This is a genomic window from Bradyrhizobium sp. SZCCHNS30572 (assembly GCF_032484415.1).
In the GTDB taxonomy this organism is placed as follows: Bacteria; Pseudomonadota; Alphaproteobacteria; order Rhizobiales; family Xanthobacteraceae; genus Bradyrhizobium.
Map to the genome: position 1 here is coordinate 164,050 of NZ_JAUESY010000001.1, position 13,954 is coordinate 178,003.

At 63.4% G+C, this 13,954-nt stretch carries 5 protein-coding genes; 4 read left to right on the top strand and 1 reads right to left on the bottom strand.

The window, feature by feature from the left end:
* The first annotated feature begins 87 nt into the window (after positions 1-87).
* The 3 genes from QX048_RS00730 to QX048_RS00740 all read left to right on the top strand — a co-directional run bounded on the left by QX048_RS00730 (position 88) and on the right by QX048_RS00740 (position 10,270).
* Positions 88-6,384, top strand: a complete 6,297-nt coding sequence (locus QX048_RS00730) for a VCBS domain-containing protein (protein ID WP_316169571.1) — start codon at positions 88-90, stop codon at positions 6,382-6,384.
* Between the two features lie 108 nt (positions 6,385-6,492).
* The gene (locus tag QX048_RS00735) at positions 6,493-8,718 is read left to right on the top strand and encodes an adenylate/guanylate cyclase domain-containing protein (RefSeq protein ID WP_316169570.1); all 2,226 of its coding nucleotides are present in this window, start codon (positions 6,493-6,495) and stop codon (positions 8,716-8,718) included.
* Between the two features lie 520 nt (positions 8,719-9,238).
* Positions 9,239-10,270: a hypothetical protein gene (locus QX048_RS00740; RefSeq protein ID WP_316169569.1), complete on the top strand. Its 1,032-nt coding sequence runs from the start codon at positions 9,239-9,241 to the stop codon at positions 10,268-10,270.
* A gap of 85 nt (positions 10,271-10,355) precedes the next feature.
* Here QX048_RS00740 and QX048_RS00745 read toward each other — a convergent pair whose 3' ends face one another.
* Positions 10,356-11,951: an ABC transporter substrate-binding protein gene (locus QX048_RS00745; RefSeq protein WP_316200345.1), complete on the bottom strand. Its 1,596-nt coding sequence runs from the start codon at positions 11,949-11,951 to the stop codon at positions 10,356-10,358.
* A gap of 218 nt (positions 11,952-12,169) precedes the next feature.
* Here QX048_RS00745 and QX048_RS00750 point away from each other — a divergent pair, with 218 nt between their 5' ends.
* Positions 12,170-13,816: an ABC transporter substrate-binding protein gene (locus tag QX048_RS00750; RefSeq protein WP_410052155.1), complete on the top strand. Its 1,647-nt coding sequence runs from the start codon at positions 12,170-12,172 to the stop codon at positions 13,814-13,816.
* Positions 13,817-13,954: the final 138 nt, after the last annotated feature.

Below are 13,954 nucleotides of genomic sequence, written 5' to 3' on the forward strand. Positions count from 1 at the left end.
GAAGGTGGTTCCGCCAGACACTTGCCAGTGATATGCACGCCTTGAACACTCATTCTTATGTATTCATTAACCATAGTCGGTGGCCCCTTGAATTACGCTGGCAATTTTGACGCCGCGCTTTTCTCCGAAGGCCGGGGCGCCTCTTCGCACGGTCACGTGCGGCTGGAGACGCCGCATGCCCATGCGCCGACCGACGCGATCGTCGTTCCGGACGCGCATTTTCTGTTCAATGCCGATTTCAAGCGGTCTGGTCTCGACCTGATCCTGTCGTCCGACGGACGCGAGATGGTGCTGCCGGACTATTTCAAGGGCGAGAAACGCGCGCCGCTGGCCTCGCCGGACGGCGCGCATCTGAACGGCGACCTCGTCAACGCGCTCTCCGGCGCGGTGCAGGTCAGCCAGGCCGGGGCGGCCGCGAGCGTGAGCAAGGTCATCGGCCATGTGACCAAGCTGCAGGGCACCGCGACGGTCATCCGCAACGGCGTTTCGATCCTCCTTCACAACGGCGACAACGTCGAGAAGGGCGACGTCGTCCAGTCCGGCTCGGATTCGACGCTCGGCATCACCTTCATCGACGGCACCGTGTTCGGCCTGTCGTCGAATGCGCGGATGGTGCTGAATGAAATGGTGTACGACCCCAACGGGTCGAACAATTCCTCGCTGATCAGCCTCGTCGCCGGCACGATCTCGTTCGTGGCCGGCGAGACCGCCAAGCATGGCGACATGAAGGTCGACACGCCCGTGGCGACCATGGGCATTCGCGGCACGGCCGTGCTGGTCGAGATCGACTTCACGGTGCCGGGGCAGGGCAGTCTGCCCGATGCCAAGTTCCAGGTGCTGGTCGAGCCCGATGGCCACACCGGCTCCTACGTTCTGTTCGACAAGACGACGCTGCAGCCGATCGCTGTGGTGAATCAGGCCGGACAGCAGATCCAGATCAGCAACGGAATCGTGAATCAGAGCGCTGTCCCGCTCACGCCGGACATCCAGAAGCTCATCAATGACGTCTTCACGCTGAAGTTCACCGACAACAGCAATCCGAAGTCGACGACCCATTTCACCGACATCGGGGTGCCGCAGACGCTGACGCCGCTGACCTTGCCCAATGGCACCAGCGCGACGCCGATCATCCGCGTGGTCGACGACACCGGCGCGACGACCGGGACTGGCCAGACCGGCGAGCAGCTGTCGCACATCCCGGGTCCGCCGGAAGTCAGGATTCTCGATACCGGCGGCCGGCTGACGACGGCTTTCGGAATTATGGAGCGCGCCGGTCAGACCGGGAACGGCGCCGATCTCGACGCCGTGCTCAGTCGCGTCAATTTCGTCGACGTCAATGGCATCGACCGGCCGACGGTGTCCGTCAGTTTCAGTTCCTACGCCTATAAGAGCGCGCAGCAGGCCGACGTCACGGCCTCGTTGAATGCCCTACAATTGCAGGACGTCCTGGCGACCGCGGTGAAGATCACGGTCACGCCCGATCCGAACAACAAGAATTTCGGCACGGCGACGCTGACCTACAGCGTTCCCGACAAGTATTTCGATTTTTTGGCGGCAGGTGAAACGCTGACGCTGACTTACATCGTCCGCGTCGACAACAACTTTGCGCCGTCCAACGAATTCGCTCTGGTCCCGATCACGATCACCGTGACGGGGACCAACGACAAGCCCGAGATCGTCGCGAGCGTCCAGACCATCGCGTTCGAGGGCGGCACCAGCGTGCCCGGCGGCCCGCTGACATCGGACGATCCGACCTCAGGCACGCTGACCTTCACGGACGTTGATCTCACGGACAGCCATACCGTCTCGGCGAAGCTGACCAGCGCGGTTTTGGAGGGCGGCGGCAGCATTCCGCCGGCCCCGTTCGCGCTGTTCGAACAGGCCCTGACTGCGTCTCTGGCCTCCGACAGCACCGGAAGCGGCACCGGCAAGATCAATTGGAGCTTCGCCAACCTGCCGGTCTATGTCGCGGATTTCATTCCCGCAGGCCAGACGCTGACGCTCACCTACACCGTGACCGTGACGGACTCGCAAGGCGCGACATCGACGCAGACGGTCACGGTGACGATCACCGGCACCGACGATCCGGCGGTGGTCTGGATCGCCACGACGCAGCCTGGCGAGAGCAGCGGGGGGCAGGTTCATCTGTGGAGCGACGGCGCGAACTGGGCAACCGGTCTGGCTCCGACCGCCGATGATGACGTCATCATCATCACCGATCAGCTGCACGGCCTGACGCCGGCCTTTCCGGTGACGATCGATGACGACGCCTACGCCTATGCCAAATCGGTCACGCTGAATGATTTCGGCGGCGGCGCCGTTCCGGAGCTCGACAATAACGGCACGCTGACGATCAGCGGCGCGCTGACGGCCAAGGCCGACTCGCTCATCTACAACTTCTCGGGTGCGACGATCACCGTCGGCGGCTCGGTGCAGATCCTCGAGCAAAGCGAGTTTCACAATGCCGGCACCGTGCTGCTGGCTGGTGGCGGCGTGTTCGGGGCGAGCGCCGGCATCTTCAACACCGGAACGATCGAGCTGTCCGGCGGTACGCTGACCGTGCACGGCGACGTCACCAACGGCGGTGAGGACTCCTCCGGCCTCATCCAGGTCGACCAGGGCGCGACGCTGACCCTGGAGGGTGGCAGCATCGATGGCGGCACCATTCTGATCCAGGGAATGCCGATCGTTCAGAATTTTGGCACGCTGGAGAACGACGGGCAAACGCCGCCGCAAGCCAACGGTCTGCTCGTCCTGAAAGGCGGAGCCGACATCAGCAATGGCCAGCTGACCAATTTCGGCGCGGTCGATGTGTCTGGCGCCGGAAATGCCATCTCGAACGAGATCGTCACGAACGTCGGCCTGATCGACATCAAGGCGGGTGGCGCGCTCGCGCTCGCCAACGACACCAGCATCGACAATACCGATGGTACGATCACGGTCGAAGACGCCGGAACGCTGACCCTGTCACAGGCGCGCGTCAGCGGCGGCACGCTGATCAACGAGTCCGGCGGAGCGGTGGCCCTGATCGGCCACGCCGCGCTGATCGGCGGGACGCTCGACAATTTCGACACGATCGCCGTGTCCGGCAGCGGCAATGCGTTCGAGGACGAGACGATCACCAATGCGAACGCCGCCGCGATCACCATTGCGCTGGCTGGTGCTCTCTCTCTGAGCGGCACGAGCATCGCCGGCGGCGCTATCACCAGCCATGGGACGATCTCCGTCGACGGCGACAGCACGATCGACGGCAGCGCCGTCGCTGGCGGAGAACTGCTGATCGGCGAGACCGGTCCGCTTGCGGAAATGACGGCGATCCTGACCGTTCAGGGCGGCGCGTCGTTGACCGACGTCGGCATCACGATCGGCGACGGCTCGACGCTCGAGGTCGCTGCAGACGAGACCGCGACCCTGGCCGGTGTCACCGTCGACAATTCCGGCACAGTCCAGGTGGACGACGGCGCGGTGCTAGTGATCGAGAGCAGCACGATCACCGGCGGCGATCTCGTCAACCACGGCATCGTGCATGTCGAGACTGCGGTGGCGACCACGTTCGACAATGTCACCATCGATAACACGGACGGTCAGATCATCATCGATGAGGATGGTGAGATGCCGGTCCCGTCGACGCTGGTGCTCGACGGGAGCACGACGCTCACGGGCGGCACCTTGAAGATCCAGATCGCGGGCACGCTGGAGATCGCCGGTCACGTGACGCTGAGCGGGGTAGACGTCGAGAATCTCCACGTCTTCACCGTCGATCTCGGCGCTTACCTCGATCTCGCCGACACCAAGGTGAGCGGCGATGGTGAGCTGCATGTCCATGGCACGATCACGGCGAGCGGCACGAGCGGCCTCAGTGGAACGATCTACAACGACGGCACGATCGAGATCACGGGCGGTACGTTCGAGATCACTGGCGATGTCCAAGGCTCCGGCCAGATCAAGGTCGATGCCGACGCCATCCTGAAGATCGACGGCCATATCGAACAGACGATCGACTTCAGCAGCAAGGGAAGCAGCGAGATCGTCATCGACGACGCCAGCTTCTCCGCCAAACTCGCCGGCCTCGGAGTAGGCGACAAGATCGATCTACAGACGATCAAATGGACGGAGGCCACGACGGCGTCTTACGATGCGGACACGGGCGTACTTACCGTCGTCGATGGCCAAGGGCACAGCATCGCCCTCACACTTGTCGGCGATTTCAGCGACTTGCATTTCGCCGGTAGCAAAGACGCGAATGGTGGCACTCTGATCACCCTGATCGCTGATGACACTGCGCCGGTGATCACAGATGCCGGCCGGCCGGGTGCGATCACGGAAGCGGCAGCGCAGACGGGCGCGTCCGATCCGCAGAGAGCCAGCGGAAGCATTCATTTCGCCGATGTCGACCTGACCGATCGGCCGACCGCATCGATCGGTACGCAAAGCGTGACCTGGACTGCGTCTGACCAGCAGACCGATCTGTCGAATCAGCTGAACTCGGATCAGATCGCTGCGCTCGAACACGCCCTGCGGCTCAGCCAGGGCGGCAACGCCAACAATGGCAAGATCGACTGGACCTATGCCATTGCGGACGGGAAGCTGGATTTTCTCGGCGCCGGCCAGACCGTTATGGTGACCACCACGGTTCAGGTCGATGATCACCAGGGCCGTATGGTGGCCTCGGACATTGTGATCACCATCACTGGCACCAACGATCTGCCGGTCGTGACGAGCGATGCGCAGGCGGCCGACGTCGCCGAGCGTGCGGCCAAGTCCGGCTCGGATCTGCCCGACACCGCGAGCGGCACCATCACCTTCACGGACGCGGATGTCACCGACACGCATGTCCTGAAGGTGATCGGCGACGTCGCGACCTCGGGCAACGACGGCGGCTTGCCGTCGGACATGACCGTGCTCAAGAGCTGGCTGTCACTCGGTGCGCTCACCGAGTCCGGCAACGGTGCGGGATCGCAGGCCTGGAGCTTCGCTGCCAGCGACAAGGCGTTCGACTATCTCGGAGCCGGCCAGCACGTGACGCTGACCTACACAATCGAGATCGCCGACGGCCACGGCGGCGTTCAGAACGTGCCCGTGACCATCACGGTCAATGGCGCCGAGGACGCGCCCGTCATCGCCGGCGAGACCGATCCGACCGTGCAGACCGTCGTCCTGGCCGAGCGGGCGACCGTGCTGGCGAGCACCGCCAAGACCAATGCCGAGGGCATGCCGACCGAGACGTTCGATCGCGTGTCGGAGGGCTCGATCTCCGACAACGGGCGCGGTCACGGCAGCTTCTACAGCGAGGCGCTGCACGCAACCTTCACGGCCAGCGGCAATGCGGGAATCGTGCACGGCTCCTCCCCGGTGTCGGCGGCGCCCTACATGGCCGACGGCGCCGACAAGACCAACTATCTCAGCGTCGGCAGCCACGCCCAGGAGACCATCACCTTCGACAGCGTCAAGAACAGCTTCGGGCTGTATTGGGGCTCGGTCGACAGCTACAACAGCATCTCCTTCTACAACGGCAACAAGCTGGTGGCGTCCTACACGGGCAGCGACGTCGCGCCGCTGCTCGCCAATGGCGGGCAGGCGTCGCTGGCCTCGAACGGCTATGTCGAGTTTCTCGGCCTGTCGCCGTTCAACAAGGTGGTGCTCGCCAGCAGCCAGAATGCGTTCGAGCTCGACAGTGTTTCGGCCGGCTTCATCGCCGATCAGCCGGTGAAATTGACGAGCGGCATGTCCGGCACCTTGACGGTGCTCGACAGGGATGTCGGCGACACGCTGACCGCTTCGGTGGTCCAGAACGGCGTGATCAAATACAATGGCTTGCCGAGCCTGCCCTCGAACGCGCATGTCCAGGCGCTGGCCGATGCCCACGCGATCACCTTCGACAGCGCGATATCCGATGGCGGCTCCGAGGTGCTGCACTGGACATATCATCCGGCCGATGTGAACCTGGATTTTCTCAATCCCGGTGACACGCTGACCGTGACCTATCAGGCGGACGTCAGCGACGGCCGAGGCGGAACTGCGACCAAGGCGCTGACCGTCACGTTGGCCGGCAACGGCGCATCGACGATCAACGGCACGGACCAGAACGACAATTTCGTCAATGTCGGCGGCGGCGTGACGATCTTCGGCAAGGACGGCAACGACACCTTCGTCTTCAACCCGCATTTCGGCAGCGCCACGATCGGCGATTTCGATCTCAACAAGGACATCGTCGAGCTCGATCATTCGCTGTTTGCCAGCGTCGAAGCGATGGTCGCTGCCGCGCAGTCGGCCAATGGCGGCCACGACACCGTCATCACCGATGCGGTGCATGATACGCTCACGCTCAAGGGGGTGACGTTGGATCAATTCAAGGCGCATCACGACGGTTTCCACCTCGTCTGAGCCCGCACGTCCGTCTGCGATGCGGGCGCCGGCGTTGCCAAGCCGAGCGCTCTTTGGAGACGATCAGACGCCTCGGATCGCCCGCCTCGGCGTGATATCGGATGCTGCATGAAGCGATTGAGAGCAGTTCCTCGATGGTTCGCACGCAAGTTCGGCTTTGCGCGCCTGATGTGCCTGGTGCTGCTGGTCGCCTTCGCGGCGCTGCGCGCTGCCGATCCCGCGCCGATGCAGGAGCTACGCCTCCGCGCCTTCGACAACTTCCAGGCGTTCAGCCCCCGGGTCAAGACGATGCGCCCGGTCACCATCGTCGACATCGATGAGAAGAGTGTCGCCGACCCCAAGCTCGGTCAGTGGCCATGGCCGCGGACGCGGATCGCCGAGATCGTCGACAAACTGACGCAGCTCGGCGCGCTTGTCATCGCCTTCGACGTCGTGTTCGCCGAGCCGGACCGGCTGAATCCCGCGATTGCAGCTGAGACCTTTCCCAGCCTCGACGAAGCGACGCGCGAAAAGCTGAGGGCGCTGCCGTCGAACGATCAGGTGCTCGCCGATTCCCTGCGCCGGTCGCGCGTCGTCCTCGGCGAGACGGCGAGCCGCGACGTGCGGGCCGAACCCGACAAGACGCTGCCGGAGACCGGATTTGCGATGGTAGGGGAGCCCATCCCCTTCATGGAGCCGTTCCCGGGGCTGTTGCGCAACGTGCCGCTGATCGAGCATGCGGCGGCCGGCCGGGGCCTGTTCACGATCGAGCCGGAGCGTGACGGCATCGTCCGCCGGGTGCCCATGGTCATGCGAGCCCAGGACATCAAGATGCTGGCGCTGAGCTTCGAAATGCTGCGGGTCCTGACCGGGTCCGGCACTGTTCTGGTCAAGGCCGATCCAGGCGGTATCACCAGCATCGGGCTGGGCAGCGTTCACATTCCGACTGACGGCAACGGCAAGATCTGGGTCCATTACGCCAATCATGACCCATCCATCTATGTCTCCGCCATCGACGTGCTCGAGGGCCGCGTACCACCGGAGAAGATCGCGAGGAAGCTGATCCTGATCGGGCCATCCGCGATTGGCCTGAATGACATCAAGACAACACCTGTCTATTCGGCGATGCCGGGCGTCGAGGTGCACGCCCAGGTGCTGGAGTCGGTGCTCACCGGGTCGATCCTGGCGCGGCCTTATTGGGGCGTCGTGGTCGAGTTCTTTGGCGCGCTCCTGCTAGGGCTGCTCGTCATCGTCTTCGCTCCGCAGCTCGGCGCCATTACGCTGGTGATCGTGGGAGCGGTGTTCGCGAGCGCGCTGCTTGGCCTGTCTTGGTACTTCTACACCCAGCACCGGCTCCTGATCGACTTCACCTATCCGATGCTGTCGACGACGGCGATCTATCTGACGCTGATCTTCGCCAATTTCGTCCGCGAGCAGAATCAGCGCCGGCAGATGCGCTCGGTGTTCGGGCAATATCTGTCGCCGGTGCTGGTCGAGCAGCTTGCCCAATCGCCGCCGACGCTGGGCGGCGAGGAGCGCGAGATCACGGTGATGTTCTCGGACGTGCGCGGCTTCACCACGATCTCGGAGAGCTACAAGCACGATCCGCAGGGCTTGACGCAGCTGATGAACCGCTTCCTCACGCCGCTGACCAACGCCATCATCGCCCGCAAGGGCTATGTCGACAAATACATGGGCGACGCCATCATGGCGTTCTGGAACGCGCCGCTCGCCGACAAGGATCATCAGATCAATGCCTGCGAGGCGGCGCTCGACATGCTCGAGCGGATCGATCAGGTGAACGGCGAACGCGAGCAGGAGGCCGAGCATGGCGGCCACGTCTACATTCCGCTCAAGGTCGGCATCGGCCTCAACACCGGCATCGGCGTGGTCGGCAACATGGGCTCCGACCTGAAGTTCAACTATTCGGCGCTTGGCGACAGCGTCAACCTCGCGTCGCGCCTGGAGGGCCAGACCAAGGAGTACGGCTTTCCGATCATCGTCGGCTCGGCGACTGCGATGGCCGTGAAGGACCGGCTCGCGATTCTCGAGCTCGACTTCATCATGGTCAAGGGTAAGACCGAACCGGAGGTGATCTACGCCATCGCCGGCCGCGAGGACGTGATGTACTCCGAGCGCTTCCAGTTGCTCCGCAACCTCACCATCGAGATGCTGGCGAGCTATCGCAGCCGCGATTGGGAAGGGGCGCTGGCCGCGATCGAGCGCGGCCGCAAGAGCGACCAGGGACAAGACTTGGCCAAGCTTTATGATCTCTATGACGCACGCATCCGCAACTACCAGGTCAATCCGCCGCCCGAGGATTGGAACGGGGCGTACGCACTGCTGACGAAGTAGCCGGTGGTCCGTTCCCGAGTTCGCATCATGTCGCGGCGGCCTCGTTGGCCTGGTCCGGTGCCCGCGCGATGAGTATGCTCATCATTTGCAGACCACATAAGCCGAATAGGGCGGGCAACGCTTGCTGCGCTCATCCGTGCCGGGGACGGGGCGGGTGGAATGCCGTGGCGGGAGACTTCGCTTGGCACGCGGCAGCTTGCCCGCATCCTGCTTCGATGACGATGGGACGAAGGGGTTTACAGGCCCATTGGATGATGTCTGGGCGTCCACCGCCGCGAGCTTGCCGATGAATGCGAGCGACAGGATGACGAGCTTGACCGAACGATAGCGCGCTCCAGTCTGCGGGACGGGTACAAGGATAGCGCAATCGAGCAGGCGTCGAGCGCATCGCGTTTGTTGCGAGGTTGCAACAGCGGGATAAGAAGCAACTTGTGTCATGTGACGTCGATTGCATGAATCTGCGCGTGCTTGTAGCATTTTTCTACTCAAGATAGAAAGTGCATGCAGATGGGGGGCATCGATGCAGTCTTCTGAGGACGGGAGTGCGGCCGGTTTGACGCAGGGCAGGCCGGCACGGGGTGCGATCAAGCGTTTCACTCTACCAGTTGCGGGCAGCCTCATTGCTGCTGTGGCTTGTGTGCTCGGGGCGGGCGCGGTGTCGGCCGCGGATCTCCCGGTCAAGGCGCCGCCTCCGCCGGTCTCGTTGTGGGAGTTCGAGGTCGGCGCCCGCTATTTCTACAGTTCGGGCCGCACCCGCTACACGTTGGGCGATCCTTTCGTCGCTGGCCAAACCAATTCTCTGCTGACCTACAAGAATCTCAACAGCCAGGCCGGCGAGGGGTTCGCCAGGGCCGATCACAGTTTGGGTTTCTTCGCCAAGGGCTTTGCGGGCGGTGGCAACATCTTCAGCGGCAGGCTCAACGACGAAGACTTCCCGCCGGCCGTCATTCCGTACTCGAATACGGACAGCAGCGTGAACAGCGGCAGGCTTTGGTACGGCACGATCGACGCCGGCTACAATTTCTGGAGGGGGCCGGCGTTCAAGGTCGGCGGCTTCGTCGGCTACAATCATTTCTACGAAACCGTGAACGCATACGGATGTACCCAGGTCGCGACCAATCCGTTTATCTGTGGTCTCGATCCTGTTGCGGGGGGCGTGCTGGTGCTCAGCAAGACCGAGAACTGGGATTCGCTCCGCGTGGGGTTGAACGGCGTCTTCAAGCTCGGCCAGAACTGGAACGTCACCCTCGATGGCGCCGTTCTGCCCTATGTCCGGCTGAGCGGATTCGACAATCACTGGCTGCGGCCCGACATCAATCCGCTTCCGCAATCTGGAAATGGCTGGGGCTACCAGCTCGAGGGCATTGTGTCATACGACGTGACGAGAAATTTCAGCGTCGGCGTCGGTGGCCGCTATTGGTACGCCCGGACGACCAGTGGGACCACCCAATTTCCTGGAGTCCCGGGGTCGCCCACGACCTTCAGCTACGAGCGGTACGGCGGCTTTCTCCAGGCCTCCTACAAGTTTGACTCGGGCGCCTTCGGGAAATGAAATACTGGCTATCGTGCTGAGGAGGAAGCCCGGCAAAACGCCGGGCTTCTTTCTTTGCGAGCGCGACGGCAGCCGGCCCGGTCAGTTATTCCGCCCCGATCGTCGTCAGGTCCTGGAACCAGTGTTGCGCCTGCACGAACTTCTTGACCTTCGGCGATAGCGCGTGCGGGTTGGTGTCGTGCACGACCCAGACCAGCACCGCATCGTCGACCACAGCCGCATGCGCCTGCGCGATCAACTCGTCCTGCTTGGCCGGATCGAACGTCTGCTTGGCTTCAGCAATCAGCGCATCGACCTTGGGATTCTTGTAGCCGCCCCAGTTGACGCCAACGGGCGCGATCTGGTCGGAGGCGAAGAAGCGGACGATCGCGTAGAGCGGGTCCGATGTGACATAGGCGATGTTGTTGGCGGTGATGCCGGCGTTCATCTCGTCGGCGGCGCCCTTGCGCCAATGCGTGTACAGCGTCTCCAACTCGACGACCTTGAAGTCGATGTCGATGCCGATCTCCTTGAAGCTCTGCTGCAGATATTCGTTCATCGGCAGCGACAGCATCTGGCCGGTGCCGCCCTGCGCGATGATGAAGGTCGTCTTCAGCGGCTTGGCTGGCGAATAGCCGGCTTCCTCGACCAGCTTCTTGGCGGTGGCGAGATCGTATTTCAGCTCGAAGCTCGGCTTGCCGAACCACGGGCTCGACGGGTCGACCTGGCCCTTGGCGGGCTTGGCGAGGCCGTTCATCAGCCCGACCACTTCGTCGCGATTGATCGCGAGATTGAGCGCCTTGCGCAGGCGGATGTCGGTCCAGGGCGAGCCCGGCAGCACGCTGAGATGATAGTTCCAGACATGCGGTGTGACGTTGTCGACGAGCTTCATGCCGGCCGCCTTGAGCTGCGGCACGGCGTCCGGCGCCGGCGTCTCGATCAGATCGACCTGGCCGGCGAGCAGCGCGTTGGTGCGGGTCAGCGCTTCCGGCATCGGCACGAGCACGAGCTTGTCCGTCTTCGGCAGCCGGTCCTTGTTCCAATATTCGGAATTCTTGGTGAGCTCCGCGAGCTCGCGCGGCACCAGTCTGGTCAGCTTGAATGGTCCCGTGCCGGAGGGCTGACTGGCGAACTTGTCCCAATCCTTGCCGAGCTTCTCATATTGCGCCGGGCTCGAAATCAGGAACCACAGCATCTGATACGGGAAGAACGAGTCGACCGTCTTGGTCGTGATCTCGATCGTGGAGTCGTCGATCTTGACGTAGCTCGCGACTGAGGGAAGGCGTGTTTTGACCTGCGCGCTCTGCCGCTTGTCGAACTGCGGTGCCTTATCGTTGAGCACCTTGTCCAGATTCCAGATCACCGCATCGGCATTGAAGTCGCTGCCATCGTGGAACTTGACCCCCTTGCGCAGGGTGAAGCGCCATTTGGTCTTGTCGGCCTCGTCGATCTTCCATTCGGTGGCGAGGCCGGGAATGAGCTTGCCCGGTCTGTCGGCGATGCTCATGTCCCAGGCCACCAGCGGATCATAGATCGTGTAGCCGGTAAACTGATAGGCGCCGGCGCCGCGATCGGGCTGGCCCGTCGTCAGCGGAATGTCCGCCATCGAGATGCCGTAGCGCAGAACCGTTTCGGCCCGCGCCGCGACCGCGGAAAGACTGAGCGCGAGCGCAGTGGCGAGTAATGAGAATCGGATACGCATGAAGATGAAGCTCCGTTGAAACCGGATCAAATTCGACGCGCAAGACCTGCAATCGGGGTGCCAAGCCTCTGACCGGATCGTTCGAGCACAAACGGTTGTGACCTCGCGTCGCAGGCACGAGATCGGGAGCACCGCTGGCATAGGCGTTGCATAATGCTGCCCAGAATTTAGCCAGCTGATCGGAGACCTTGATCGTGCTTTTGCGTATTGCGACCTCAATGACGACGCGCGTGGCCGTTGCGGCCGCCATGATGACCAGCGCTGCCATCCTCGTGCTGCCGGCGCAGGCGGGCGCGGAAACCGTATTGCGCATCGGCATGACTGCCGCAGACATTCCGCGCACGCTCGGCCAGCCCGATCAGGGCTTCGAGGGCAACCGCTTCACCGGCCTTACGATGTACGACGCGCTGACGATGTGGGACCTGTCGTCGGAGGACAAGCCGAGCGTCGTCATTCCCGGCCTTGCCACCGAGTGGAAGGTCGACGATGCCGACAAGACCAAGTGGACGTTCAAGCTGCGTCCCGGCGTCACCTTCCATGACGGCGCGCCGTTCAATGCCGACGCCGTGGTGTGGAACGTCGAGAAGGTGCTGAAGCAGGACGCGCCGCAGTTCGATCCGAGCCAGGTCGGCGTCACCGCCTCGCGCATGCCGACGCTGGCATCGGCGCGCAAGATCGACGATCTCACCGTCGAGCTGACGACGAAGGAGCCGGACAGCTTCCTGCCGATCAACCTCACCAATCTGTTCATGGCGAGCCCGACGAAGTGGCAGAAACTCTATGAGTCCGCGACCGGCGCCGACGACAAGGCGAAGTCGCAAGCCGCCTGGGCCGCCTTCGCCAAGGATGCCTCGGGCACCGGTCCGTGGAAGATGGCGAAGTTCACGCCGCGCGAGCGGCTGGAGCTGGTCAAGAACGATGCCTATTGGGACAAGGCGCGTGTGCCCAAGGCCGACAAGATGATCCTGCTGCCGATGCCCGAGGCGAACGCGCGCACCGCGGCGCTGCTGTCCGGACAGGTCGACTGGGTCGAGGCGCCGGCGCCAGATGCGCTGCCGGAGATCAAGCAGCGCGGCTTCAAGCTCTACGCCAACGAGCAGCCGCATGTCTGGCCCTGGCAGTTCTCGCGCGTCGAAGGCTCGCCGTGGAACGACATCCGCGTTCGCAAGGCTGCCAACCTCTGCATCGATCGCGAGGGCCTGCGCGACGGCCTGCTTGCCGGACTGATGGTGCCGGCGACCGGAACCTTCGAGAAGGGCCATCCCTGGCGCGGCAACGTCACCTTCGAGATCAAGTACGACAAGGCGGCCGCGCAGAAGCTGATGCAGGAGGCCGGCTACGGCCCGAACAAGAAGCTCGAGGTCAAGACGCAGACGTCGGCGTCGGGCTCGGGCCAGATGCAGCCGCTGCCGATGAACGAATATCTGCAGCAGGCACTGGCCGAGTGCTATTTCGACGTCAAGCTCGACGTCATCGAGTGGAACACGCTGTTCACCAACTGGCGTCGCGGCGCCAAGGATCCGTCCGCCAACGGCGCCAACGCCACCAACGTCACCTACGCGGCGATGGACCCCTTCTTTGCGCTGGTGCGCTTCCTGCAGTCCTCGATGGCGCCGCCGGTCTCCAACAACTGGGGTTTCATCAACAACCCGAAGTTCGATGAGCTGGTGAAGAAGGCGCGCCAGACTTTCGATCCGGCCGAGCGCGACAAGGCGCTGGCGGAGCTGCATGCGGCGTCGGTCGATGACGCGGCGTTCCTCTACGTGGCGCACGACGTCGGCCCGCGCGCGATGAGCCCGAAGGTGAAGGGCGTGGTGCAGCCGAAGAGCTGGTTCATCGACTTCTCGCCGATCTCGGTGGAGTAGCCGTTCGCGTGGTGGAGTATTTGTCCACGTTCGCAGGCTGATCTCGCCGCTTGCCCCGCTGCGCTCCCTCCCCCCTTGTGGGGGAGGGGTGGGGAGGGGGGTACTCCGGCGGCAGTTTTTGTGTGGACCCCCACCCCC

Coding starts and splice junctions, on each gene's coding strand:
- QX048_RS00735 (WP_316169570.1), top strand. CDS start 6,493: ATGAAGCGATTGAGAGCAGTTCCTCGATGGTTCGCACGCAAGTTCGGC.
- QX048_RS00740 (WP_316169569.1), top strand. CDS start 9,239: ATGCAGTCTTCTGAGGACGGGAGTGCGGCCGGTTTGACGCAGGGCAGG.
- QX048_RS00750 (WP_410052155.1), top strand. CDS start 12,170: ATGACGACGCGCGTGGCCGTTGCGGCCGCCATGATGACCAGCGCTGCC.
- QX048_RS00745 (WP_316200345.1), bottom strand. CDS start 11,951: ATGCGTATCCGATTCTCATTACTCGCCACTGCGCTCGCGCTCAGTCTT.